This is a genomic window from Mycetocola sp. Y444, assembly GCF_059445295.1.
This window is the reverse complement of record NZ_JCAIUB010000002.1, coordinates 123992-147146: the sequence shown is the minus strand read 5'-3', so window position 1 is coordinate 147146 and position 23155 is coordinate 123992. Positions and strand designations below refer to the sequence as shown.

Sequence of the window (23155 nt, the reverse complement as noted above, 5' to 3'; positions counted from 1 at the left end):
TCAGCACTCTTCTGAACCGCCTCTCCAACCCGAAGGCTCCAATGACCACCTCACAGCTCACCCGCCTCTCACTCGATGGCGGCCAGTCCGGCATCCGGACGAGGCTTACCGGCCCAACAGGCGTCATTGCCGAGGTCGACCGCCCGGGAGTACTCACTGACCGGCCGGTAATCGACCAGCTCGCCGACATCGCCGTCGGCCTCGCGAAGGAAACCGGGACCAGGATCGATGAACTCGCCGTCGGCACCTCTGGCCTGACACCGGCGAGCGCTGACCCGGACGGGCTGCTCGCCCGGACAGCCGCGATCGGAGTGCGGCGCGTCGCGCTCGCCCACGACTCGATCACCGGCTACCTCGCCGCAAACGGCATGGAACCCGGGGTCATGCTCGCCGTCGGAACCGGGGTTGTCGTCCTCGCACTGTCCGAATCGAGCGTCGCCAAGGTCGATGGCTGGGGATTCCTCCTCGGCGACGCCGGCAGTGGCTACTGGATCGGCCGCGCCGGACTTGACGCAGCGCTTCGCGCTTTCGACGGGAGGTCGGCCCCGACGCCCCTCCGGGAGATCGCCGAGGCGCGTTTCGGGCCGCTCGATGAGCTCTACATGACCCTTCAGGCAGACCCCAAGCGCGTCTCCGTCATCGCCTCCTTCTGTCGCGACGTGGTGGATGCCGCCCAGGCCGGGGACGAGATCGCCGATGGGATCGTCACGGCGGCAGCGGCAGAACTCGCACACTCGGCGGCCAGCGCGCTCGCCCGCGTCGGCTGGGAGCAGGGCGAACCTGCCCGAGTCGGTGTCGTCGGCGCACTCGCCACTCGAGCAGCGCTCATGCCGGAACGCCTGGCTGCGGCCCTCGCCCACCGGGCACCGGGGGCGGTGCTTGCCCCGCCGCTCGGCCTGCCTATCGACGGGGTTCAGTCGCTGCTCGACGTCGCACCGTCGCATCCGCTCTACCGCTTCATCTCGACGGCGCATGTGGAGCCGGCGCACTAGGCCGGCGAGCGGCGGGCGTCACGTGGTGGACGGCCCCGTCACCTCGGACGCGACTCCGCGGCGAGCACCGTCGCTCCGGGAGGAGAAACCGCACGCCCGAACCACTATCTGCGATGCACCACCCGTTCTTCCTCCCGAAACTGCAGCGCACCGCTCGCCCGGCACCCACACGGCCGGCCGCCAACCGCCCGCGCAGCGTCGCCCATACTCTGGCGTGCGTGACGGGCCTGCGCTACCGTGTGGTCCCAAAGGGGGCAGCCATGAACAATCGAATTCTGGTCGGCGTCAAGGATCCCATCGCGAGCAGGGCCGCCGTGCTGTGGGCAGCCGAGCGAGCGGGATCCCGCGGGCTCGGCCTCTCCCTCGTCCACATCGTCGATGAAGGCATCCGCAGGGCAGGCAGCCGCGACCTCCTCGACGCCACAGAATCCGCGGTCGAACGGGTGCTGACGAAGAGCACCGAACTCGCCCGATCGGTGTCACCCGGCGTCGATATCCAGACCGACGTCACCGAGGGCGACCCGATCACCGAACTCGCCCGACGATCGGCCGACGTCGACATGGTCGTCGTCGGCAGCGACCCTGGCGCGAACGGTCCGGCGCGGCACGGAACCCGGGGTTTCCGCATCGCCGCAGCGAGCACGACACCGGTGGCGGTCATTCCAGAGGTCGATCCCCGCGGCCGGAACGGTGTGATCGTCGGGGTCGACGGCTCCGACAACTCGCGCAACGCCTTCGCCTTCGCCGCGGACGAAGCGGAACGACTGGATCAGCCCCTGGTCGCGGTCTACGCCTGGCCGAATCCCGTCGTCTACGGCTACGACCTCGCGTTCCCCGTCGACTATGTCGAGGACCTCACGGAGACCGGGCACGACGCCATCTCCCGGGCGATCGAGTGGGTCAGCGATGGTCATCCGGCCCTCGATGTGCGACGGGTCGTCAGCCAGGGCGACCCGGCGACGGTGATCAACGCGGAGGCGGCCAGCGCGTCACTCGTTGTCGTCGGCAGTCACGGTCGCGGTGCGGTCGCCCGGTTCCTGCTCGGCTCGGTGAGCCACGGCGTGCTCGCCCGGCTCGCAGCGCCGACGGTCATCGCGCGTTAGGTCCGGCGCCGCGGAAGAAATCAGTGAGCAGGCGGCCACAGGCATCCGCTTCGACGCCGGCAAACACCTCGACCCGGTGGTTGAGCCGCCGGTCCCTGAGCACGTCGTACACACTCCCTGCGGCACCGGCCTTATCGTCCCAGGCGCCGAACACCACACGCGGAATGCGCGCAGCCAGAATCGCACCGGCGCACATGACGCACGGTTCGAGGGTCACGATGAGTGTGGTGTCGGTGAGGTGCCAGTCGCCGGATGCCTCAGCGGCCTGCCGAATCGCCTCGACTTCGGCGTGAGCCGTGGGGTCCTGCCGGGCTTCGCGAGCGTTGCGTCCGACACCGATCACCACGCCATCGCCGTTCACGACGATCGCACCGACCGGCACATCGTCGGTCTCCAGCGCGAGCCGGGCCTCGGCGATGGCGGATGCCATCCAGTCGACGTGCTCCGGCAGCTCAGGAAGTGACACGGCATCCTCGGGGTCGGCGCGGTTCTCAGCAACTGTGCGGCGGAGAGCGGGTGAACAGGTAGATTAGAGCCTATGCGAGTGCACGTAGCGGACCACCCCCTCATCACCCACAAACTCACCGTTTTGCGTGACAAATCGACACCGGCGCCGGTCTTCCGCGCGCTGACCGAGGAACTCGTCACCCTCCTGGCCTACGAAGCGACCCGCAACGTACGGACGGAAGCGGTCGAAATCGAGACTCCGGTCACCACGACGACGGGTATCGCGATCAGCACCCCCCGACCGCTCGTCGTGCCCATCCTGCGCGCCGGCCTCGGCATGCTCGAGGGCATGGTCAAGCTGCTGCCAACGGCAGAGGTTGGCTTCCTCGGCATGCTGCGCAACGAAGAGACTCTCGAGCCGACAACGTACGCCGAGCGCCTCCCCGAAGACCTCTCCGATCGCCAGTGCTTCGTGCTCGACCCCATGCTCGCAACGGGTGGTTCACTCGGTGCCGCCATCGAGTTCCTCTTCGACCGCGGTGCCATCGACGTCACGGCCATCTGCCTGCTCGCGGCACCCGAGGGAATCGCCGCCCTCGAAAAGGCGACGGAGGGTCGCGATGTCACCATCGTGCTCGGCGCCCTCGACGAACGCCTCGACGAGAACGGCTACATCGTGCCGGGCCTCGGCGACGCAGGCGACCGCCTCTACGGCCTCGTTTAGGTCGAATTCCACGTAGAACTTCCTGCGACGGGTCTCGTCGCACAGGAAATAGTCCCGAATATCCTTCGAGCCAAACCCCACTGATTCACACGATCTGCACTTTTCGACGATATTTCGTCATCCAATGCAAAGATTTGACACGTGCTGACACAGTGGGGTTTACTCATGCCCATGACTGATAACGCCCAACTCCTGAGCTCGTCCGAGCCTCACGGAACTGCCGGCTTGATGATGGCCGGCAGCGCAGTCATGTGTTGTCGAATGTGTCGCTGACCGCGAAACCCTCGCCCCGCTCCCGGTGACCCATCGAGGTCCCGCTCGAGCGAACGGATGCCACACCCCGCATTCGCGCAGGCCGTAACACCGGCCGCTACACCGACTCACCGTCGAAACGTCATCCGGTGTACCCGGATTCGACACAGGCACATCATCCAAGGATTTCTCCCATGTCTCTCGCACACGCAACCACACTCGCTCCGACCAACGTCCGGCCGACCGCGCCGGCAGCATCCGCCCCACAGGGCCGTAACCTTCGCGCCGTTCCGGAGGGAACCGAGGCCCGCGGCTTCGTCCTCTACGTCGGCATCGACGATGCCAAAGCGGCAGCGGCAGGCACCAGCCTCGGTGCCATCGTTCACGCACTCAAGGCACTCGCCGCCGACCTGGCACCCGAGTCGGAGACCTACGCGGCCGTCGCGCTCGCGCCGCAGGGCGCAGGGGGACGCGACGTCGACGTCGTTCGGCTCGCGCTCCAGGACCCGTCGGCTCTCGCCAGACACCGTGAAGCCGACACTGACGAAGAGCTCGACCGCGCCCACGCCGGTGTCGTCATCGACATCTCGCGCAAGCGCCTCATCCTCGACAACGACTCGGTCGGCCTGACCTACAAGGAGTTCGAGCTGCTGCAGTACCTCGTGCTCCGCGAGGGCCGCACGATCGACCGCGCCGAGCTCATCTCTTCGCTATGGAAGGCCGGCGACGACGATGCGCCGAACGAGCGCACCATCGACGTCCACGTTCGTCGCCTCCGCGCCAAGCTCGGGCGTTACGAAGACATCGTGCGCACAGTGCGCGGTGTCGGTTACCGCTTCGACCGCCACGCGGATGTCTCCATCCGTCACGCGGCAGCGCACTCGCCCGACTTCATCTAGAACCGACCGCGCGGCTGGGCCGCCGTGGCTGGGCCGCCGCGGTCACGCCCGGGCACCCCGCTCGGCCGGCGCGATCAGGCTCCTGCCAACCGCTCGGCCAGGTAGGGCGCCGTGCGGCTGCCATCGTGAGCAGCCACCGTGGCCGGGGTTCCTGCGACGAGCACGCGCCCGCCCGCTGTTCCTCCGGACGGACCCATGTCGATGACCCAGTCCGCACCGGCGGCGACACCCATGTCGTGCTCGACGAGCACGACGGTGTTGCCGGTGTCGACGAGCTTGTTCAGCTGCGTCATGAGCAGTTCGACATCGGCGGGGTGCAGCCCGGTGGTCGGCTCATCGAGCAGGTAGAGCGTGTGCCCACGACGTGCTCGCTGCAGTTCGGTGGCGAGTTTGATGCGCTGGGCCTCTCCACCGGACAGCTCGGTCGCCGGCTGGCCGAGGCGCAGGTAGCCGAGCCCGACATCGCGGAGCGTTTCGAGGCTGCGGGATGCCGCGGCCACGTCGGTGAGGAAACCGGCGGCTTCGTCGACGGTCATGGCGAGCACGTCGGCGATGTTCTTGCCGCGGTAGTCGATCTCCAGCGTCTCTTCGTTGTACCGTTTGCCGCCGCAGTCGGGGCACGCACCATAGCTGCCGGGCAGGAAGAGCAGCTCGACGGCGACGAAACCCTCACCGAGGCAGGTCTCGCAGCGGCCACCGGCCACGTTGAAGGAGAAGCGACCGGCGTCGTATCCGCGCGCGGCGGCATCCGTTGTTGCAGCAAACGCCGACCGGACGGCGTCGAACAGGCCGGTGTAGGTGGCGAGGTTCGACCGGGGTGTGCGGCCGATGGGACGCTGGTCGACCCGCACGATCCGGTCGACGGCGTCGAGGCCAGAGACGCCGTCGATGGTCGTGGCCACGGCAGCGGACTCGTCGTCGGGGGCGGACTCGGTCACGACAGGATCGGCGTGGTGGCGACCGGCGCGAAGTCCCTCGCGCACGGCGTCGCCGAGCACACCGCTGACGAGCGTTGACTTGCCCGAACCGGAGACACCCGTAACGACGGTGAGCACGCCGAGCGGAACGTCGACGTCGAGGTCGACGAGGTTGTGCCGCGAGACGCCGCGAAGCCCGAGCCATGCCGACGGTTTGCGCTGCTCGCGGGGGGCGTCGCGGTCCGCGCCTGCCGGGTGCAGGAAGCGCCTCGTTACCGACGTCTTCACGTCGGCGAGGCCGTCGACGGCACCGCTGTAAAGCACGGCACCGCCGTTGCTGCCTGCGCCGGGGCCGACATCGACGAGCCAGTCGGCCCGACGCACGATATCCATGTTGTGCTCGACGACGAAGACCGAGTTGCCCGATGCCTTGAGCTGTTCGAGCACGACCATGAGCGGCTCGGCGTCGGCGGGGTGCAACCCTGCCGACGGTTCGTCGAGCACGTAGATCACGCCGAAGAGACCCGAGCGCAGCTGGGTGGCGATGCGCAGGCGCTGCATCTCCCCCGGCGACAGCGTCGGCGTTTTGCGACCGAGACTCAGGTAGCCGAGCCCGAGGCCGATGAGCACGTCGATCCTGCCGACGAGGTCGGTGGCGATCGTGACGGCAACCTCGGTCGATTCACCGGACGATGCGGATGACACCGCTGCGGTCGCCGAGCGGATGAGGGTGGTCGGGCGGAGGATCTCCGCGAGCTCGGAGAGCGGAACGGCATTGAGGTCGGCAACGGTGTGACCGGCGAAGGTCACATCGAGTGCCGCACGGGTGAGCCCGCTGCCACCGCACAGGTCGCAGGGGCCTGACTCGACGAACCGAGCGGCCCGCGCGCGAGACATCTCACTCTTGGAATCGGCGAGCGCGTGCATGATGTGGCTCTTGGCACTCCAGAACCGGCCCTTGTACGGCTTCGCGACGCGGTCGCGCTGGGGGGTCACTTCAACGACGGGCTGCTCCTCGGTGAACAGGATCCAGTCGCGATCGGCCTGTGGAAGCTCGCGCCAGGGAATGTCGATGTCGTAACCGAGCCCGGCGACGACGTCGCGCAGGTTCTTGCCCTGCCAGGCGCCGGGCCACGCGGTGACGGCACCGTCGCGGATGCTGAGCGACGGATCGTGGACCGCCGACGCTTCGGTCACCGTGTGGGCGATGCCGAGACCGTGACAGCGCGGGCACGCGCCGGTCGCTGTGTTGGGTGAGAACGAGTCGGACTCGAGCCTCGGCGCCCCCGCCGGGTAGGTGCCTGCACGCGAGAAGAGCATGCGCATGGAGTTGGACAGGGTCGTGAGCGTGCCGACCGTCGACCGCGTGCTCGGCGCTCCTCGGCGCTGCTGCAGCGCGACGGCGGGAGGCAGCCCCGTGATCGAGTCGACGTGCGGGTTGTGGCCCTGGGCGATCAGTCGCCGGGCGTACGGCGCGACGGACTCAAGGAATCGGCGCTGCGCCTCCGCGAAGATCGTGCCGAACGCCAGCGATGACTTGCCCGAGCCGGACACCCCGGTGAACGCGACGATGCAGCCGCGGGGCACATCCACGTCCACATCGGTGAGGTTGTTCTCCCGAGCACCGCGCACGCGCACGAAGCCGTCTGACGCGTCCGTGGCGTCGGGAATGATCGGGGCGGGGTCCTGCGTGAGAGTCGACACCGTCTCCACACTATGCGGGTGTGGTTGAAAATGACCGTGGGTCGCGCGCCGCGGCATCCGCACCTACAATAATCGCCCACGCTCCCCGTCCGAGCGCCGCCGCCCCACCGCCGCTCACTGTAAGGTTCAGGAGGGGCTCGACATCCTCGCCACCGTCTTACCGGTGCGCGCGAGGATGCTAACGTCGCTCATCCGCTCGGACTGCGTGGGTGAGGTCAACGTCGAACGAGTCCGTCACATTCGCCGCGAACCAGACTGTGGAGCAGGGCTGGGAGAACACCGCGGGCGATCCGCCGCAAAGATGAGGCATTAGCGAACGATACAGATCGCCGTGCCAACGGCGGCTCGCCGCTCACACCTCCAACTTCCCGTTAGGCCCGCACCATGCACCACTTTCTCCCCTCGCCCATCGCCGCACGGAAGTTCGGTGCCCGCGCCGTGTCCGCCGCCGCCCTCGCACTGCTCCTGTCGGCTGCCACACCGCTCAGCGCCACCGCAGCCGAAGCACCGGTTGCGCTCGCCACGGCGGGAGACTTCGCTGTTCTCGCCGGTTCCGCGGTCACCAACACGGGCCCGTCGGTGATCTCCGGTGACCTCGGCGTGAGCCCCTCCGCCGCGGTCACGGGGTTCCCGCCGGGACGAGTGGACGGGACGATCCACTCGAGCGACACCGTTGCACGCACAGCGCAGAACGACCTGACGACGGCGTACCTCGACGCGGCCGGGCGCCCGGCCTCCGAGTCCGGCGTCACGGAACTCGGTGGACGCAGCCTCACCGCCGGAGTGTATGCCGGAGGAGCCCTCAGCCTCACCGGCACGCTGACTCTCGTCGGCGACGCCAGTTCGGTCTTCATCTTCCAATCCGCGAGCACCATCAATTTCGCGTCGAACAGCAACGTCGTCCTCAGCGGCGAGCTGACCGACTGCAACGTTTTCTGGCAGTCCACCTCATCGGCAACTCTCGGCTCGTACTCACACGTCGCCGGCACTGTGATGGCCCTGACATCGATTACGGCGAACACCGGGGCGGATGTCGCCGGTCGACTGCTCGCGAGGAACGGAGCAGTTACGCTCGACGCGAGCACGATCACCGCGCCACGGGACTGCGGCCCTCAGGGTGCCCCACCCGTTTCGGCTCCGCCGGCTGACGAACCGCCCGTAACTGCGCCGCCAGAGGGAACGACACCTGACGCAGAGCCGCCAGCGGCCACCCTTCCCCCCGAAACGCCATCGGGGGCTACCCCTCCGGTCGTCACCCCACCGGTGAGTGCACCCCCGGCCACCGCAGCGCCCGCCGTTACCCCTCCCGCCGGGGATGACGCCACCACGGCCACGCCCCCGAGCGACAGTGATGGGCCCCGTGAGGAATCCCGCGAGAACAGTGCGGGATCTGACACCCAGACCCGCGAGACCGTGGCGGCAACAGGTGCCAACGCCGCACTCCTGGCCGCGGTCGCGTCTCTTCTCGTTGCAGCCGGGGCCACGATGGTTGTACTGCGTCGGAGACGCGCGGCGTAATTTCAGAAAAATAACGTTTCGGTAACTAGACGCCGTTACCTTTCCGTTATATATTCGAAGAGCGGAAGTTGTTTGCTGTGGCAGCTGAAGCGGAATGTGATTGCAGGACACTCTTGGTGCAAGGGGAAGGCCGGTCGTAAGCCTCTACGACCGGCCTTCAATCCGTTAACGCCCGGTTTTGCGGCATATTCACGCGGCCGATTTGATGCGGCCGATTCTATGCGGCGGGGCCGGCCTCATCCGTCTTGCGGTTTCTCTCGTAGAACTCCCGCACCCGGTTGCGATTACCGCAGTCGGCGGACACGCACCAGCGCCGGTTGTGCCGCGGTGAGGTGTCGAGGAAGACCCAGCCACACTCGGCGTCGTGGCACTGGCCGAACGTTGTGGCATCCACCCGCGTGAAGAGGTCAAGAGCCTGAATCGCGATCTGACGCCGCGGCAGCGACAGGTCGACGGGGAATCTCCACACCCGCTTCCCACCAGCGGAATCGAGACGGCCATCCTGAATTGCGTCGCGGTAGTGGGCGGCAACGGTTTCGCCGTCAGCGTCAGCGAAACCGGCGAGGTAGATCGCTTCCCTCAATTCTCGGACACGGAGTGTTTCGGCTTCCGCCTCGCGGGGATGCTCGCTCGCGAGCAGCTCGAGTTCACGGGTCTCGCCGGCATCGATGAGCTCGAACTGGCGAGCCCAGTTAAGGACGTCGCCGTAGCCCACCAGCTCCTCGCTGAACCGCTCCCGGCTCAGCCGCCAGTCGACCGTATTGACGAGATCAAGCGCGGGATGCCCCGCGATGGTGGAGAACGTTGTGCGGCGCTCGGTGGATGCCATGGCGCAATTCTAATAGATTTCGCTTGTATTGCCCATTAGAAATCGGCCATACTCTAATGCATGAATCAGCCATCACTCATTACGCCGGACCCCGTGCAGGAGCGGCGGCAAGTTCGGGACTTTCGGTGGTTCTGGACGGCGCAGGGCGCCTCGTTCACCGGCGACCAGCTGCGCGAATTCACGCTTCCCCTGCTCGCGCTGTACGCCCTGAACGCGTCGGCGACCGACCTCGGCGTCATCAACGCCGCACAGTGGGTGCCCTTCCTTCTGCTTGCGCTCCCCCTCGGCGTCCTCATCGATCGCCACCGGCGCCGGCGGTTGCTCATCCTGTCGGACGCAGCGCGCGCGATACTCATCGTCGCGCTCGTCGCTGCTGTGACCCTCGGTGCCCTCAGCGTGCCCGGTCTGGTCGTCGCCGCTGCCGTACTGGGCATCTTCGCCGTGGTGCACGAGGTGGGCTACCAGTCCGTCATCCCCTCACTCGTGCCCCGGAAGCACCTGGAACAGGCGAACTCGCGCATCCAGGCGACCGTCGCCGCCGCCGACGTCGGCGGCCCGGGACTCGGTGGCCTCATCGTGCAGCTGCTCGGAGCCCCAGCGACGCTCCTGGTGAACGCGTTTGCCTACCTCACGTCGGCGGGGGCACTCGCGGCGATCCGCACCCCCGAGTCGAAACCGGCCACACACGCCAGCCGCAACTTTCTCGCCGAGCTCCGCGCGGGCGTATCGCTGGTGGCACACGATCCATACCTGAAGTCCAATGTCGGCTTCTCCGCGATCTACAACCCGTTTGCGCAGTGGGTGACCATCCTGCTCGTCGTCCACGCCGTGCGGGAGCTCGGTCTGGAACCGGCCCAGCTCGGACTGGTCTTCTCCATCGGTGCCGCCGGCGCGCTTGCCGGGGCAGCGTTGACCCCACGACTCACCGCGCGGCTCACCGTTGGCCGGATCATGATGCTGTGCGTCACTGTGGAGTGCCTGATGCTCGCCGTCCTGCCGCTGGCGGATGCCTCGTGGGGCACCTTCGGCATCATCGCGTTCCTCGGCGCTGCACTCGCACTCAACGGGGCTGGAACGACGATCTCCAACGTGCTCCTCATCACCATCCGCCAGTTGCGAACCCCCGACGAGCTTCTCGGCCGCGTGAACGCCACGATGCGCACGGTGACCTACGGAACCATTCCACTCGGGGCTCTCGCTGGTGGTTTTGCCGGCGACTGGCTCGGCACGCGCCTCGGCATGCTTGTCGGCGGCATCCTGTGCCTGTCCACCATCCTGTGGGTCGCTCTCTCCCCGCTCAGCCGGGTGAAAGCGCTCACCGATGTGAGCCCCGAGTAACGTGCAGATGCGAACGGATGCCGCGGCATCCGTTCGCATACGGCTCGACACCAGCTTCGGATCGATACCCTGAACCCATGTCGAACACCCCGCCGGATACCCGCAGCAGCTCACAACCAGACCGGGCACGTCGGCGCATGCTCACCGGTCTCGTCTGTTTCGGCGGCGGACTGCTGCTGGTGGCGAGCGCCGTCGTCTTCGTGCTTGTGCAGCTCGTTGAGTCGAATCCGGTCGCACTGATTCCCGGCATCCTCGTCGCCCTCATCGGCATCGCCGTCAACTTCACGGGGCTCGTACTGATTTACCGCGCCATCACCGGGACAACGCCGAAGAACCGGAACGAGCGAGACGACACCCCCTAGGCTTGATCCGCAAGGAGGCTCAATGACAGACCGCGAACTCGCCGTATCCACGTGGGAATCGTTGTTTCGGGCGCAGGTCGGCGTGTTGCGCGTACTCGGCGCCGAATTTCCCCTGCGCGGCATGTCGTTCAACGAGTACGACGTTCTCTTCAACCTGTCGCTCCAGCCCGACCGCAGGGCACGGCTGCGCGACATCAATCGGCTCGTTCTGCTGAGCCAGCCCAGCGTGAGCCGCCTCATCGACCGGCTTGCCGCGCGCGGACTCGTATCGAAGCATCCCGACCCCACTGACAAACGTGGCACGATCGTGGCGATGACGGATGATGGCTTCGACAGGTACCGGGACGCCGCACGCCACCACATGGCCACCATCACCGAGCTCATGAGCGCCCTCTCGGACGACGAGTTGCGGCAACTCAAGCAACTCACGACCAAGCTGCGTGGCGAGAGCGGGCACTAGTTCGCCCACACCGGCCGACACCGGCCCACGCGTCCCGCTGGCCTGGACAGCGTCCACGGCCATGTCCGATTTCCGCTAGCCGATCGGCATCCGCTGTGAAATGCTCGAAGTATGGACTTCACCGAGCGCTACTCCGCCATCCAGGCGAAGGACTCCCGATTCGACGGGCAGTTCATCACGGCGGTGCGCACGACCGGCATCTATTGCCGTCCATCCTGCCCCGCCCGCACACCGAAGTCCGAGAACGTGACCTTCTTCCCGACCAGTGCCGCCGCGCACGAGGCCGGCTACCGCGCGTGCAAGCGCTGCCTCCCCGAAGCCGTGCCGGGCACACCAGCGTGGAACCTCCGCAACGACCTCGCCGCGCGGGCCATGCGGCTCATCGGCGACGGTGTCATCGAGCGTGAAGGTGTCCCCGGGCTGGCCGGCCGGCTCGGCTACTCCAGTCGACACCTCACGAGGATCCTCACCGAAGAGCTCGGCGCCGGGCCGCTCGCGCTGTCGCGCGCCCTGCGCGCGCAGACCGCACGCACCCTGCTGACCTCGACCGACCTGCCCGCGTCCGACGTTGCGTTCGCCGCGGGGTTCTCGAGCATCCGGCAGTTCAACGACACGATCAGCGAGGTGTTCCAGCTCGCTCCCGGTGAGATCCGCAGTCGGCAGAGGCAATCGAACCGCCCGGTGCCAGGCACCCTGGATCTCGCCCTTCCGTTCCGTCCGCCGTTCGACGCCGCCGGGCTGTTCGGCTGGTTCGTGCCGCGCGCGGTCGCTGGCGTCGAGGTCGCTACAGCGAGCGGGTACCGGCGCACCATCTCCCTCCCCGGCGGCCCCGGCAGCTTCGAGGTGCGCCTCGACGGCGACGCGCTGCGGTTGCGGGCGACGCTGAGTTCGCTCGGCGACCTGCCCGTGCTCGTATCGCGGGTGCGACGCCTGTTCGACCTCGACGCGGATCCGATCGCCATCGACCGGGCGCTCGGGGCCGACCCGAGCCTCGCGGCGAGCGTTCTCGCAACCCCCGGCATCCGCCTGCCCGGTGCCCTGGACCCGGAAGAGATGCTGTTCCGCGCCATCATCGGCCAGCAGATCTCGGTTGCCGCAGCCCGGACCCAGCTCAACCGGCTGACCGCGGCAGCGGGCACCCCGGTCGACGGCCCCGAGGGGCCGGAGGGCCTCACCCACCTGTTCCCGACCGCAGCGCAGATCGTCGAGCACGGCCGCGATGCCATGGTCGGCCCGCGCTCCAAGATCGACACACTGCTGACCGTGGCCGAGGCTCTCGCGACCGGCGAGTTCTCGATCGGTTTTGGCGACGACGCCGTCGAGCAGCATCGGGCGCTCACCGCGTTCCGCGGCATCGGTGACTGGACGGCGGGTTACCTCAGCATGCGTGTGCTCGGCAATCCCGACGTTTTCCTGCCCGGCGATGTCGCCGTGCGCACCGGGGCACGCGCTCTCGGCCTTCCCGCCGAGCCGCGTGCGCTCACTCGCGACGTCGAACGCTTCGCGCCGTGGCGCTCCTACCTCTGCATGCACCTCTGGCGGAGCGCCGCCACGGCACCGCCGGTATCCCGCCGCTCGAAAACGCCTCCCGTGCCACCGGCAGCCAGGACCCTCGAGGAGATCGCATGACCGGCACGACCCTCCGCCCGCCACACACCGCTCTGGTTCCGTCGTCGACCGCGACCACCGCGCTCAGCCAGACGATGAACACACTGGACGGCCCATTCACGATCATCGCCCGCGACGACGGAACAGTGCTCGCCTCCGGCTGGACCACCGACGTCGACGGCCTCACCGCGCGCATCGCCGCGGCGCTTCGCCCGGCAAGGGTGACCGCCGGTCCAGTATCCGCAGCGGATGCCGTCACCGCCTACTACGACGGCGACCTCGCCGCCATCGAGAACGTTGCCGTCGAGCAGAGCGGTGGAGAATTCCGGCTTCGGGGCTGGACCGCGCTCCGCTCAATCGCGCCGGGGCGTCCGCTCACCTACCGTCAACTCGCCGAACTGATCGGCAACCCGGCGGCGGTGCGCGCCGCGGCGAGCGTCTGCGCGACCAACACGCCGGCGCTGTTCGTGCCGTGCCACCGGGTGTTGCGTACAGACGGCACCATGGGCGGATTCGCCTGGGGCGTCGATGTGAAGCGGTCGCTGCTCACGCGCGAGGCGCGGCTCACGCTCGTGTGATGCGCCTCGCCGCGAGAGCATCACTGCCGGTCGAGAACACCCCGCGCAACTGATGCTCTCGACCGCAACTGATGTTCTCGGCGCGCACTGTCGGCGACGAGCGGCGACTACGCGCCTTCGGAGCCCTGCGCGTGTTCGGCGTGCCAGTCCTGCCGCAGCTTCTTGGACGCGAGCACGGCCTTCGCCTCGGCCTCGATCGCAGCGTCGATGAGCGCCGTGCTGCGCAGCGGCAGCTGGATGGCGTACTCCGCCTTGATGCCGGCCTGCAGCTCACGAACCCGCTCAACCTCCGCGTCGACCTCGGCGCCGTACATGAGTGCCATGTTGCTGAGGTAGAGCCAGAGCAGGAAGACGATCACGCCACCGAGGGTGCCGTATGTCTTGTCGTAACTGCCGAAGTTGGCGACGTAGAAGAAGAATCCGAGGGTGGCGAGAGCCCACACCACAAGTGCGGTCAGTGCACCAACGGTCAGCCACCGGAACCTGTGCTGCTTCACGTTGGGCGTCGCGTAGTAGAGCATCGCGAGGATCATCACGGCGAGGAACGCGATCACCGGCCACTTGGCAATATTCCAGACCAGAAGCGCCGTGTCGCCCAGGCCGATCACGCTTCCGACAGCCTCAGCAATGTCACCGCTCAGGACGATCATGAGCGCCATGAGGGTGAGGGTAATGAGCGAGATGATGGTGATCAGGAGGATGACCGGCTGGAATTTGAGGAACGGCCGGCCTTCCTGCACGCCGTAGATCCGGTTCATCCCGCGCGAGAACGCCCGGACATAGCCGGATGCCGACCAGATGGCACCGACAAGACCGACGACGAAACCGAGGCCGGCCGCCGGCGTCCTGGTCAGGTCCTCGATGGGGCCCTCCAGGGTCTCGACGGTGTCGCGCGGAGCAATCTCACTGAAGATTCTGAGCAGACCGTCGGTCACGTTGGTGCCCTGGTTGATGAGCGACAACAGCGAGACGATTGCGAGGATCGCGGGGAACAGCGCGAGAATTGCGAAGTAGGTGAGCGAGGCCGCAATGTCACCGACCTGGTCCTTGGTGAACTCACGGAAGGCACGCGAATAGACGGCGAGCAGTCCCTTCGGGGTGAGCCTGGCTCGGCGAGGGGCATCCCGATCTGCGTCGGAGTCCTCGGCGAGTTCCTTATCGGACGGCGCAGCGGCGAGGACCGTGTCGTCGTCGTCGCGCGCGGCCTGCGACCGGTCGTCAGCGGTCGTCGCCATGATCACCCCTCACAATGGCCAGAGTGGCGGCGACAACGATGCCAGCAAGTGTGACGGCGACAGCGATGAGCATGCCCGTCGACACCTTCTCGCGAATGGCCGAAATGGTGGACGCGAGGTCCTCGCGAATCTCCTCGAGATTGAGGATCTGCACCGCCTCACCCATCTCCGGACCGCGGTCTTTGCGGTCAGTGGGCAGCGTCATTCGCACATCGTTTTCGTCAACCATGCACTCACGATATCGGCACTCGAACACTTCGAGGTAGGGGTTGCGATCCGACCGGCATCCGCGGACCCGCGGCGCAAGCCCCTGTGTTCATCCCGCAGTCTCCCTAGTGTTGGGGGGTGCCTTCGATCTCCGTCATCATCCCCGTCTATAACGACGCAGAGTTGCTCCGTACGTGCCTGTCGGCCATCGCGGCACAAACCCGGCCAGCCGACGAAGTGATCGTGGTCGACAATGCATCGACGGATGCCTCGACCGACGTGGCACGCCACGCGGGCGCGCGCATCGTGCCAGAGCCGCACCGCGGCATCCTGTGGGCGACCACCGCAGGTTTCGATGCGGCAACCGGAGACATCCTCGCGAGACTCGACGCCGACTCGGTTCCGCCACCACACTGGCTGGAGCGAATCGAGGCGGACTTCCGGTCGCTGCCCGAAGCATCCGCCATCACGGGAACCGCCTCGTTCTACGGCGGCACCGCATTCTCGCGCTGGTTCGGGCGGTATTGCTTCCTGGGTGCGTACTTCACGCTCATCGCGTACCTGCTCGGCCACCCTCCCCTCTTCGGATCCAACTTCGCGCTCAGGGCCGATGCGTGGCAGCGGATGCGAGACGGCCTCCACCTGTCACGCAACGACATCCACGACGACCTCGATCTCAGCTACCGGATCAAGCCGGACATGCGCGTGATTTTCGACAGTCGTCTGGGTATGTCGATCTCCGCGCGCCCATTCGGCACCGTTGCTGGCTTTCTCCGGCGGGTGCGGTGGGGGTTCGCCACGGTGTTCGTCAACGAACGAGAGCAGCCATTCTGGCGCCGGCGCGCACAGCGGCGCGCGGCCGGGCTCATCGGCGCTCCGCTCGCGCCCTGGAGAAAAGCTCAAGCAGGTCGCGGCTGAGTTGATGCGGCGCGGTCTCGCAGGGGCTGTGACCCGTGCGGTAGACCGCGATCGTTGCGCCGAGCCTCTGCGCGAACCGGCGATAAAGCCCGAGCGGCCAGAGATCATGCATCCCCACGGCGACGAGTTTGGGAAACGGTTGAGCGGCGAGGGCGTCGGCCAGGTCGGGTGTCCTCGACAGCAGGCCCATGACCTGCCGATGTGCCTCCTTGCGGGTGAGCGCAAAACGCGCTCGCACGAACCGTAACCGGCCCGGAGGAACCCGCTGCACATTCCACACGATCCCGAGCTTCATCAACAGCGCGCTCCCCCGCGCGTCGACAAAGCGATCGAGCCAGCCGATTCGTTTGATCGAGCGGTAGGCCCTGCCGGGAACGGGGGGCGTGCTGAGCAGGGTGAGACTCGAAATGAGGTCAGGCCGGCGCGCGGCGACGAGCTGCGCGACGACGCCGGCAAACGAATATCCGAGGAGATGTACGGGCGTGCTGCCCGCCTCGAGAAAAGCAATCAGGTCGTCCACGAACAGGTCATAGTCGTATTCGGGGCGAGGGGGGCGGAGGTTCTCCGGTCCCGCTTGCCACGATTCGTATTGCCCCGCCATGTCGAAGCTCTGCACGAAATACCCGGCCGAGACGAGCTGCGGCATCACGAACCGGAAATCCTCTTTCGAACCGGTCACCCCCGGGACGAGGACCGCTCGTTCTGTTGACGGGATCCCGGACTCCAGAGCGGCGAGCGGACCGCTCGGTGCGCTGAACGTCCAGCGGCGAGCGCCGGGGACGACGCGGTCCCAGTCCACGTCCGGCAGGCTCTCATCGAGTCTGGTCGGCAGGTCGCGCTCTGGCATGCAGACAATGTAGCCCGACAACGCCGTGCACCACAGGGCCAGTTCCGCCCCGGCGAGAGCAACAACGCGGTCCGCTTCCGCCCGGTTACTTTCACGGTGCCACCCTGTCCGCGGTTTGACCCCGCGTGCGACGCCGTGCAGACTGGCCGTTCACCGTCACCGGGCCAGCAACTGGCCCACGAGCTGAGGAGAAACCATGTCGAATATCGGCGACGATAACCCGGATGCCCCGGACGCAGCCCTCCTCGGACCCGGCAGCACCGCGACAGGCGGCGGAACGTCGCAAGGTTCCGTACCGGAAAGCGCTGAGGGCGAGGACCACATTCCTCCCCTGAACCGGCCGGACGTGAACAAGGACTCTGCCCCTGACAGCGACGCCGACGCCGCTTCGGACGCCGACGGCGCCTGATCGCGCTCAGTGAAGCGGCATCCGTTGTCAAGGCCTTGAGACCGGCCCGGGCAGCGCTTAGTGTGAAACTGTCCGACCACACTGTGGTTCGCAACGACAGAAAGCGAGAAGCCTATGGGACTCGGAGACAAGATCGGCAACAGCGCTGAAGAAGCGATGGGCAAGGCCAAGGAAGGCCTTGGCGGAGCTACCGACAACGAAAAACTTCAGGCTGATGGCCAAAAAGACCAGAGCAAGGCAAACCTCAAGCAGGCTGGCGAACACGTGAAGGATGCCTTCAACAAGTAGGCCAGTCGTGGCCCGGTTTCACCTCAGGTGGGACCGGGCCATTTGCATGCGTGGGCACCGCACCGCTACCGCGCATGAGTATTTCAGATGTCGAGCGCCTCGCCGCGCTGCAGTCGCCTGCGGTCCTTCCGGGTGACGACCACGAGCGGGCCCTTCCGGAGAAAACGCGCGCGAGCGAAGAGGTAGAACCCGTACGCGACAAAGCCGCTCGCCACCACGACGAGCAGAGCTCCGCCAAGGGGGAGAAACGCGACAACCCGCAGCGCGCCATCGACGCCGCGCGCGGCATCCGGATCGGCAAATGCCGCGGCCCAGAGGAACAGCACGCCGGAGATCACGAGTGCGACACCCTTTGCCGTGTGCCCGATGAGCCCCAGCGTGACGACGACGTGGGAGCGGGCGCCGGAGAGCGGCTCGAGTTCCTCGCGGAAATTGCGCGAAAGCCCGCGGAAGATCAGGGTCCCGCCAACGGTGCCGACGAGCACACCGACAGCGACGAGCGCGAAGACCCCACCGGGGGTGTTGAGCAGGTCAGCACTGAGCGTTTGCGAAACCTCGGAGCCCTTGTGCCGGCCGCCGAGGGCATAGAGCGACGTCACCATGGCGATACCCGTGTAGCCGAGACCCTTGGCAACGTTGGTCCACCGGCGAAGAAGAACGAGCCCCCGGTGAATCGAATAGACCCGCGCCGCCTCGCTGCCCTGCAGGACGGCGAGGCCGAGGAACGATGCTGAAGCCGCCCAGAGCAGGACGCTGCCGACCGGGGTGGAACCCACGGCGGTGAGAGCCCCCGACTGGTCGGCCTGGCCAGAGGCGCCCCAGGCGATGCCGATGGCGATACAGCCGATGAGAATGTGAATGATCCCGTTGGCGACGAGTCCTGCACGAGCGGCGATCCGCACCTTGGGATCGCCGTTCGCGCGCTCCGCGGCGTCCTTGATGCGCTCGCTCGCGCTGTCGCGAAGTTGCGTCACGCGATCAGCCACCGCTCCGTCGCTCATCGCGGCATCGTGGCGGGTTGGCCGTACCGCGGTGCCGGGAGCGAATGTGTCACACGACCATTCTCTCCCGTCTACCGGTATGTTTTCGCGATGACCCACTGACCGTCGTCCTGGATGGCATCCACGACCACGGACTCTCCCTCGTCGTCGGTGACCTGGAATCGCCACCCGATGCGCACGACGGGCGAGTGCGTGAGCAGCGGGTGAGCGAAATCGGGTTCGCCGTAGATCCCTGTCGGGGTGTCGGAGACCCGCCACCGTTTGTCTTGCCAGAACATTCGCAACGGCCGATCACCGTCGGTCCACACCGTCGCGGTTCGATCCCTCACGCCGTTCATTGTGACTCCCTGATGCGTATCTATGTTCGAATGTTAAGGAGCATAGACAGCTTTGTTGCGACACGCCAAGCGCTCTATGTAAAAAGTCCACCGACTCGCTCGCACCCGACGCACTTGCCTCAAGGGCACGGTCAACCGAGACTGGAAACCCATCCCCCACCCGGTACAGCTCCGCGGTGTTCCAGCTTCACTCTCTGCGAAAGGCCACACAGTGCGGATTCTCTTCATTCGGCACGGTCAGACCCCATCCAACGTGCGTGGCCTGCTCGACACCGCCTATCCCGGGCCGGGGCTGACGGCGCTCGGCACTCGTCAGGCGCGCGCCATTCCCCGGGCACTCCGCGCCGAGAACATCGAAGAACTGTTCGCATCCACACTCATCAGGACCCAGCTCACCGCAGAACCCCTCGCCGTTGATCGCGGCCTCGACACCCGCATCATCGATGGCATCCACGAAATTCACGCGGGATCACTCGAGGGACACAGTGATCACAAGTCACATCTGACGTACCTGGAAACCGTCTTCGCCTGGGCGGCCGGCGACCTCTCCCGCTGGATGCCGGGCGGATACGACGGCCACGAATTCTTCGAGAGATTTGACGGCGCCGTCGAGCGGGTAGCGCAGGGAGGTACGTCGACGGCGGCCGTGGTCAGCCATGGCGCGGCCATCCGCACCTGGGTCGCCGCTCGCGCCGCGAACATCGACGGGGACTACGCCGCCGAGCATCCGCTGTCGAACACGGGCGTCATCATCGTGACCGGCAGCCCGGTCGACGGCTGGAACGTTGTGGAGTGGGACGGGGATCCCATCGGCGGCCACGACCTCTTCGACGCCTCAGCGGATGACGCGACCGGCGAAGTTGTGGGCTGAGCACGGGGCGCTCCCAGCACGGGCACTCCAGGCCAGACGCGGCGCCGGGATCACTCCCTCAAGGGCCGGCCGCCCGTGTCGACCTGCCCGTCGGCCACGAGCCACCGCACGCCGTCCGCGATCGTTGCCGCCGAGGTGAAGCGCGGCGCATAGCCGAAGTCAGTCGCTGCCGCCGCGATGCTCATGGACGGGCTGCGCGAGATGTGCTCGCGTGACGCGTCCGCGTGTTCCGGTGTCAGCGTGGCGAGGAACTCCTCGAGCGGGGCGAACCGGAGTCGCGGCTCGCGGCCGAACCAGCGCGCGGCGGTCTCTGCGATTCCGCGGAGAGTCATGGCCCGTTCCGACACCACATGGTAGCTCTTCCCCGCCACAGCGCCGGGGTGCTCGATCGCCTTGTGGAACGCCTGCGCGACGTCATCCGCGTGAACGTGGTGCACGGTTTCGAGCCCGAGATTCGGGAGGACCAGCGTCTCGCCGGCGGCGAGGGTCTCCCACACGCCGGTGTGGAAGTTTCCCTGCGCGTTGACCATCGGCCAGCCTGGCCCTGAAATGTGCCCGGGGTGCAGAACCGCGGTCCGCAGGCCGCCGTTTCGGGTTTCAGCCGCAAGGAGGGCCTCGATCGCCGCCTTGTTGATTCCATAGTCGCCGATGGGGTTCCTGTCGTCCGACTCGCGGGTCGGCACGGAGACCGCCGGCCCGTGCACCCAGATCGTTCCCGCGCTGAGGAGAATCTCGACCCGCCCACGGAGAGCCTCGACGAGTTGCGCGGCAGAACTCTCGGTGAAACACATCATGTCGACGACGATGTCGGCGTCGAGGTCGGCGATCGCGCCCGCGAACGTGCCGTCGGTATCACCGGCTTCGCGATCGAGTTCGACCCGCCGCACCTGTCGCCACGCGGCATCCTCTCGATACGGTGAGCGGATGCCGCGGCTCACCGCGATGACATCGTGGCCGGCCGCAACCAACCGGGGAACGAGAGCGCTTCCGACGTGGCCGGTTGCACCGATGACGACGATCCGTGGCATGTTCTGCACCTTCCGCTGGCGAGTGGATGGGGCGAGCTTATGCCACCGATGATCCCGGCGGCGGGGACGGTGACGGAAACTCCGGCCGGTACTCGGCAAGTGTGCGTCGGAAGTGCCGGTTCCCCAGCCAGAAGCACAGGACCAGGAATACGACAGCGACGCCGAGTCCGATCACGACAGCCATCGGTGTCGAGGACGTGAACACCATGGCGATCGCGGCGGTGAGGAGGCCGAGCAATGCCGTATTGATGAGGATGATGAAGAACATGGTGCTGCCGAGGAACTGGCTCAGGTTCCGCTTCGGCGTGAAGAAGTAATAGGTCTGCTGGACTCCGGCGAAGTCATCGTACGGGGACGACAGGAGCACCCTGCCGATATCTCCGTCGAGTTCCACATACGCACCTCGCAGCCGGTTCATGGCGACGACGTACATGAGATCCTCCATGCCGATGTTGATCACCCGCACCTGCGTGAGAAGGCCAACCAGAACGATGAAGGCCAGCACGCCAATGGCGAAAGCGATGAAAGCCTCCGAGAAGCCGGTGGCCTGGCCGACGAGCGCGAGGCTGACCAGCCCGGCGGAAACGAGCGTCAGGAGGATTCCGATCCGGGAGAGAACTTCGCTCTGTGCCGTGCCGCGCGCAGCAAGCAATCCCCAGTGCTCGGTTGCGAGCAACTGGGCGCGCACGCTCGGCGGGGCGGGCTGCTCGAAGTGCGGACCAGCCGCGTCCTCGGCCATGCCGCCATTCTCCGCCTGTTCCCCGCCTTTCGGTAGGAGGAAAGCCGGGCAAATAAGAGTTCAGGAGCCGCGGAGCTCGCCGCGCACTATCGAGTCACCCGAGTGGGCCGGATTCCCGTCGTCGGGCTCCCGCGACACATCGACCACTGTGTAGCGGGACAGATCCACACCCTCGGGAATCAGGAATGTGCCCGACTCGCCACCGAGCAGTCCGAGACTGACCAGCCCGGACGTTTCGGGATCGATGAGCCACACCTCCGTCAGCCCCTCCCCGGGTGCCGCGACGTCCACGACGATGCGGCGCGTGCCTGAACCGGTCTCCTCGACGCGTGCCGATCCTGAAACGTCCCAATCGGGGAACGGTTCAAGCTCAGCCTGGGCCAGGAGTCGCGGATCATCGGGCCGGGAGAACAGCACTGTGCCTGCAATCCCCGCGATCAGTCCGACCACGAGCGCCGCCGCAACGAGCAGGGCTGCCACCGGGCGGGGCATCCCCCTGCGGCGTTCGCGCCGGGGCCGGTCGGGCGACGCGCCCCGGGAGGCCGTCTCTCGGGTAGGTTCGACGCTGCTAACCACGGGCTGCGTAGCGACGTCACGCGGAACCGGTTCGAGTTCCGGCGACAGGTCGAGTTCTGCGTGGATCCGCTGCCACACAGAAGCGGGTGGTTCAACGAGATCGGTGGCGTCGCTGGAGCGTCCCGCGCTCACGAGACGCTGCAAAGCGCTCAGCTCCGCGCCACACACGGAACAGGCATCGAGGTGCTCTCGCTGTGCGGCATCCGGTGTGACTTCTCCGAGGGAGTAGAGAATCAGCTCGTCATCATCGAGGTGCGTCATCAGCCACCTCCAATCGCGTTCGCAACTTGCCGAGACTTCGCCGGATGTGACTCTTCACGGTGCCCAGGGGGATTCCTGTGGTCTCTGCGATCTCCGAGTGTGTCAGGTCGCCGTAAAACGCGAGCGCCATGACGCGCCGGGGAACCGGGTCGAGGCGTTCCAGCTCGTCGGCAATCATCAGCCGGTCGGCGACATCCACGATTTCGGGTTGTGCGCTTGTGCCCGCGGCATCCGCCCAGCTCTCTTCGATTCTTCGAAGGCGTGAGCGTGCTTCGAGCGCATCGGCGATGCGCCTGCGGGTGATTCCGACGAGCCAGGCGCCGAGCGACCCCCTGGTCTCATCGAAGGTTTCGCGACCGCGCCACGCTGCGATGAATACCTGTTGTGTCACATCCTCAGCGTCGGCATCGACGCCGAGGACCCGTCGGGCCAGGGAATACACGACGCGTGAGAATCGGGCGTATGCGTCGGCGAGCGCTCGCTCGTCACCCGCACTGAATCGCGCGGCGATATCGGCATCAGGGTGGTCCGTCACGTCGGTGTGTGACCTCTCGGTCCGGAGTCGCGGTTGAGACGTTGGAGTCGGTCGGTGCTCAGTTGAGCGCGCCGCCACCGATAGTCTCGACCATTCACCTCCCCGAGACCAGCCCCGCCCGTCGTCGAGCCGGGCTGGAGTGTGATCCGCTGACATCGCGTCCCGCCGTCG

General features: G+C 66.9%; 26 protein-coding genes. 14 read left to right on the top strand and 12 right to left on the bottom strand.

The genetic code is table 11. The features are described from left to right. Nucleotides 1-41: 41 nt before the first annotated feature. Nucleotides 42-992, top strand: a complete 951-nt coding sequence (locus AC1C2M_RS07490) for an N-acetylglucosamine kinase (RefSeq protein ID WP_495435812.1) — start codon at nucleotides 42-44, stop codon at nucleotides 990-992. A 260-nt stretch (nucleotides 993-1252) separates the two neighbouring features. After that, a complete protein-coding gene (locus AC1C2M_RS07485) occupies nucleotides 1253-2095 on the top strand; it encodes a universal stress protein (protein WP_495435811.1) in 843 nt (280 codons plus the stop codon). Here AC1C2M_RS07485 and tadA read toward each other — a convergent pair. Beyond that, nucleotides 2082-2525, bottom strand: coding sequence for a tRNA adenosine(34) deaminase TadA (tadA, locus tag AC1C2M_RS07480; protein ID WP_495436482.1), 444 nt, complete (start codon nucleotides 2523-2525; stop codon nucleotides 2082-2084). The two genes, AC1C2M_RS07485 and tadA, sit on opposite strands and share 14 nt — an antisense overlap. Nucleotides 2526-2633: 108 nt before the next feature. On the opposite strand from tadA, the gene upp reads away from it, so the two are divergent. Both upp and AC1C2M_RS07470 read left to right on the top strand, forming a co-directional pair. Continuing rightward, nucleotides 2634-3266, top strand: coding sequence for a uracil phosphoribosyltransferase (gene upp / locus AC1C2M_RS07475; RefSeq protein ID WP_495432458.1), 633 nt, complete (start codon nucleotides 2634-2636; stop codon nucleotides 3264-3266). A gap of 446 nt (nucleotides 3267-3712) precedes the next feature. After that, nucleotides 3713-4417 carry a winged helix-turn-helix domain-containing protein gene (locus AC1C2M_RS07470; RefSeq protein WP_483405107.1) on the top strand — a complete coding sequence of 235 codons (705 nt, stop codon included), beginning with the start codon at nucleotides 3713-3715 and terminating at the stop codon, nucleotides 4415-4417. Nucleotides 4418-4491: 74 nt separating this feature from the next. On the opposite strand, the gene AC1C2M_RS07465 is transcribed toward AC1C2M_RS07470, so the two are convergent. After that, nucleotides 4492-7038 (bottom strand): excinuclease ABC subunit UvrA, encoded by a 2547-nt coding sequence (locus AC1C2M_RS07465; RefSeq protein ID WP_495435810.1) that lies wholly within the window; start codon nucleotides 7036-7038, stop codon nucleotides 4492-4494. Between the two features lie 384 nt (nucleotides 7039-7422). Here AC1C2M_RS07465 and AC1C2M_RS07460 point away from each other — a divergent pair, with 384 nt between their 5' ends. Then, nucleotides 7423-8556: an ice-binding family protein gene (locus AC1C2M_RS07460; RefSeq protein WP_495435809.1), complete on the top strand. Its 1134-nt coding sequence runs from the start codon at nucleotides 7423-7425 to the stop codon at nucleotides 8554-8556. A gap of 217 nt (nucleotides 8557-8773) precedes the next feature. Here AC1C2M_RS07460 and AC1C2M_RS07455 read toward each other — a convergent pair whose 3' ends face one another. Then, the gene (locus tag AC1C2M_RS07455) at nucleotides 8774-9385 is read right to left on the bottom strand and encodes a CGNR zinc finger domain-containing protein (RefSeq protein WP_495435808.1); all 612 of its coding nucleotides are present in this window, start codon (nucleotides 9383-9385) and stop codon (nucleotides 8774-8776) included. Between the two features lie 60 nt (nucleotides 9386-9445). Between AC1C2M_RS07455 and AC1C2M_RS07450 the strand changes: the two genes are divergently transcribed. From AC1C2M_RS07450 to AC1C2M_RS07430, 5 genes are all read left to right on the top strand, one after another. Then, nucleotides 9446-10723 carry an MFS transporter gene (locus AC1C2M_RS07450; protein WP_495435807.1) on the top strand — a complete coding sequence of 426 codons (1278 nt, stop codon included), beginning with the start codon at nucleotides 9446-9448 and terminating at the stop codon, nucleotides 10721-10723. Between the two features lie 77 nt (nucleotides 10724-10800). Then, entirely contained in the window at nucleotides 10801-11085 is a 285-nt protein-coding gene (locus AC1C2M_RS07445; protein WP_483405102.1) for a hypothetical protein, read from the top strand. 22 nt (nucleotides 11086-11107) lie between these two features. Next, the gene (locus AC1C2M_RS07440) at nucleotides 11108-11545 is read left to right on the top strand and encodes a MarR family winged helix-turn-helix transcriptional regulator (protein ID WP_495435806.1); all 438 of its coding nucleotides are present in this window, start codon (nucleotides 11108-11110) and stop codon (nucleotides 11543-11545) included. Between the two features lie 111 nt (nucleotides 11546-11656). Next, nucleotides 11657-13174: an AlkA N-terminal domain-containing protein gene (locus AC1C2M_RS07435; protein ID WP_495435805.1), complete on the top strand. Its 1518-nt coding sequence runs from the start codon at nucleotides 11657-11659 to the stop codon at nucleotides 13172-13174. Continuing rightward, nucleotides 13171-13731 (top strand): methylated-DNA--[protein]-cysteine S-methyltransferase, encoded by a 561-nt coding sequence (locus AC1C2M_RS07430; protein WP_495435804.1) that lies wholly within the window; start codon nucleotides 13171-13173, stop codon nucleotides 13729-13731. Before AC1C2M_RS07435 ends, AC1C2M_RS07430 begins: the two co-directional genes overlap by 4 nt. Nucleotides 13732-13838: 107 nt before the next feature. Here AC1C2M_RS07430 and AC1C2M_RS07425 read toward each other — a convergent pair whose 3' ends face one another. Together AC1C2M_RS07425 and AC1C2M_RS07420 are read right to left on the bottom strand one after the other, a co-directional pair. Further along, the gene (locus AC1C2M_RS07425; protein ID WP_495435803.1) at nucleotides 13839-14966 is read right to left on the bottom strand and encodes a YihY/virulence factor BrkB family protein; all 1128 of its coding nucleotides are present in this window, start codon (nucleotides 14964-14966) and stop codon (nucleotides 13839-13841) included. After that, nucleotides 14950-15195, bottom strand: coding sequence for a hypothetical protein (locus tag AC1C2M_RS07420; RefSeq protein WP_483405097.1), 246 nt, complete (start codon nucleotides 15193-15195; stop codon nucleotides 14950-14952). The genes AC1C2M_RS07425 and AC1C2M_RS07420 overlap by 17 nt, the downstream gene beginning before the upstream one ends. Before the next feature lie 116 nt (nucleotides 15196-15311). Between AC1C2M_RS07420 and AC1C2M_RS07415 the strand changes: the two genes are divergently transcribed. Next, nucleotides 15312-16091, top strand: a complete 780-nt coding sequence (locus tag AC1C2M_RS07415; protein ID WP_495435802.1) for a glycosyltransferase family 2 protein — start codon at nucleotides 15312-15314, stop codon at nucleotides 16089-16091. On the opposite strand, the gene AC1C2M_RS07410 is transcribed toward AC1C2M_RS07415, so the two are convergent. Then, nucleotides 16039-16938: an alpha/beta fold hydrolase gene (locus tag AC1C2M_RS07410; protein ID WP_495432446.1), complete on the bottom strand. Its 900-nt coding sequence runs from the start codon at nucleotides 16936-16938 to the stop codon at nucleotides 16039-16041. The genes AC1C2M_RS07415 and AC1C2M_RS07410 overlap by 53 nt on opposite strands. A gap of 196 nt (nucleotides 16939-17134) precedes the next feature. Between AC1C2M_RS07410 and AC1C2M_RS07405 the strand changes: the two genes are divergently transcribed. Next, nucleotides 17135-17347, top strand: coding sequence for a hypothetical protein (locus AC1C2M_RS07405; protein WP_495432445.1), 213 nt, complete (start codon nucleotides 17135-17137; stop codon nucleotides 17345-17347). Nucleotides 17348-17461: 114 nt separating this feature from the next. Then, entirely contained in the window at nucleotides 17462-17635 is a 174-nt protein-coding gene (locus tag AC1C2M_RS07400; RefSeq protein WP_483405093.1) for a CsbD family protein, read from the top strand. An 83-nt stretch (nucleotides 17636-17718) separates the two neighbouring features. Here AC1C2M_RS07400 and AC1C2M_RS07395 read toward each other — a convergent pair whose 3' ends face one another. Continuing rightward, on the bottom strand, nucleotides 17719-18636 hold the full coding sequence (locus AC1C2M_RS07395; protein ID WP_495435801.1) for a DUF1206 domain-containing protein: 918 nt from the start codon (nucleotides 18634-18636) through the stop codon (nucleotides 17719-17721). A gap of 71 nt (nucleotides 18637-18707) precedes the next feature. Continuing rightward, a complete protein-coding gene (locus AC1C2M_RS07390; protein WP_495432443.1) occupies nucleotides 18708-18965 on the bottom strand; it encodes a hypothetical protein in 258 nt (85 codons plus the stop codon). 220 nt (nucleotides 18966-19185) lie between these two features. Here AC1C2M_RS07390 and AC1C2M_RS07385 point away from each other — a divergent pair, with 220 nt between their 5' ends. Further along, nucleotides 19186-19845, top strand: coding sequence for a histidine phosphatase family protein (locus tag AC1C2M_RS07385; RefSeq protein ID WP_495435800.1), 660 nt, complete (start codon nucleotides 19186-19188; stop codon nucleotides 19843-19845). 50 nt (nucleotides 19846-19895) lie between these two features. On the opposite strand, the gene AC1C2M_RS07380 is transcribed toward AC1C2M_RS07385, so the two are convergent. Genes AC1C2M_RS07380 through AC1C2M_RS07365 form a run of 4 tightly spaced genes read right to left on the bottom strand, consistent with a single transcriptional unit; the run spans nucleotide 19896 to nucleotide 22984 of the window. Beyond that, nucleotides 19896-20873, bottom strand: a complete 978-nt coding sequence (locus AC1C2M_RS07380; protein WP_495435799.1) for an NAD-dependent epimerase/dehydratase family protein — start codon at nucleotides 20871-20873, stop codon at nucleotides 19896-19898. Nucleotides 20874-20910: 37 nt separating this feature from the next. Further along, nucleotides 20911-21612, bottom strand: a complete 702-nt coding sequence (locus AC1C2M_RS07375; protein WP_495435798.1) for a hypothetical protein — start codon at nucleotides 21610-21612, stop codon at nucleotides 20911-20913. A gap of 60 nt (nucleotides 21613-21672) precedes the next feature. Further along, nucleotides 21673-22449, bottom strand: a complete 777-nt coding sequence (locus tag AC1C2M_RS07370) for an anti-sigma factor (protein ID WP_495435797.1) — start codon at nucleotides 22447-22449, stop codon at nucleotides 21673-21675. Continuing rightward, the gene (locus tag AC1C2M_RS07365; RefSeq protein ID WP_495435796.1) at nucleotides 22433-22984 is read right to left on the bottom strand and encodes an RNA polymerase sigma factor; all 552 of its coding nucleotides are present in this window, start codon (nucleotides 22982-22984) and stop codon (nucleotides 22433-22435) included. Before AC1C2M_RS07365 ends, AC1C2M_RS07370 begins: the two co-directional genes overlap by 17 nt. Between the last annotated feature and the right edge of the window lie 171 nt (nucleotides 22985-23155).

Coding starts and splice junctions, on each gene's coding strand:
- AC1C2M_RS07490 (WP_495435812.1), top strand. CDS start 42: ATGACCACCTCACAGCTCACCCGCCTCTCACTCGATGGCGGCCAGTCC.
- AC1C2M_RS07485 (WP_495435811.1), top strand. CDS start 1,253: ATGAACAATCGAATTCTGGTCGGCGTCAAGGATCCCATCGCGAGCAGG.
- tadA (WP_495436482.1), bottom strand. CDS start 2,525: ATGGCATCCGCCATCGCCGAGGCCCGGCTCGCGCTGGAGACCGACGAT.
- upp (WP_495432458.1), top strand. CDS start 2,634: ATGCGAGTGCACGTAGCGGACCACCCCCTCATCACCCACAAACTCACC.
- AC1C2M_RS07470 (WP_483405107.1), top strand. CDS start 3,713: ATGTCTCTCGCACACGCAACCACACTCGCTCCGACCAACGTCCGGCCG.
- AC1C2M_RS07460 (WP_495435809.1), top strand. CDS start 7,423: ATGCACCACTTTCTCCCCTCGCCCATCGCCGCACGGAAGTTCGGTGCC.
- AC1C2M_RS07455 (WP_495435808.1), bottom strand. CDS start 9,385: ATGGCATCCACCGAGCGCCGCACAACGTTCTCCACCATCGCGGGGCAT.
- AC1C2M_RS07450 (WP_495435807.1), top strand. CDS start 9,446: ATGAATCAGCCATCACTCATTACGCCGGACCCCGTGCAGGAGCGGCGG.
- AC1C2M_RS07445 (WP_483405102.1), top strand. CDS start 10,801: ATGTCGAACACCCCGCCGGATACCCGCAGCAGCTCACAACCAGACCGG.
- AC1C2M_RS07440 (WP_495435806.1), top strand. CDS start 11,108: ATGACAGACCGCGAACTCGCCGTATCCACGTGGGAATCGTTGTTTCGG.
- AC1C2M_RS07435 (WP_495435805.1), top strand. CDS start 11,657: ATGGACTTCACCGAGCGCTACTCCGCCATCCAGGCGAAGGACTCCCGA.
- AC1C2M_RS07430 (WP_495435804.1), top strand. CDS start 13,171: ATGACCGGCACGACCCTCCGCCCGCCACACACCGCTCTGGTTCCGTCG.
- AC1C2M_RS07425 (WP_495435803.1), bottom strand. CDS start 14,966: ATGGCGACGACCGCTGACGACCGGTCGCAGGCCGCGCGCGACGACGAC.
- AC1C2M_RS07420 (WP_483405097.1), bottom strand. CDS start 15,195: ATGGTTGACGAAAACGATGTGCGAATGACGCTGCCCACTGACCGCAAA.
- AC1C2M_RS07410 (WP_495432446.1), bottom strand. CDS start 16,938: ATGCCAGAGCGCGACCTGCCGACCAGACTCGATGAGAGCCTGCCGGAC.
- AC1C2M_RS07405 (WP_495432445.1), top strand. CDS start 17,135: ATGTCGAATATCGGCGACGATAACCCGGATGCCCCGGACGCAGCCCTC.
- AC1C2M_RS07400 (WP_483405093.1), top strand. CDS start 17,462: ATGGGACTCGGAGACAAGATCGGCAACAGCGCTGAAGAAGCGATGGGC.
- AC1C2M_RS07395 (WP_495435801.1), bottom strand. CDS start 18,636: ATGAGCGACGGAGCGGTGGCTGATCGCGTGACGCAACTTCGCGACAGC.
- AC1C2M_RS07380 (WP_495435799.1), bottom strand. CDS start 20,873: ATGCCACGGATCGTCGTCATCGGTGCAACCGGCCACGTCGGAAGCGCT.
- AC1C2M_RS07375 (WP_495435798.1), bottom strand. CDS start 21,612: ATGGCCGAGGACGCGGCTGGTCCGCACTTCGAGCAGCCCGCCCCGCCG.
- AC1C2M_RS07370 (WP_495435797.1), bottom strand. CDS start 22,449: ATGACGCACCTCGATGATGACGAGCTGATTCTCTACTCCCTCGGAGAA.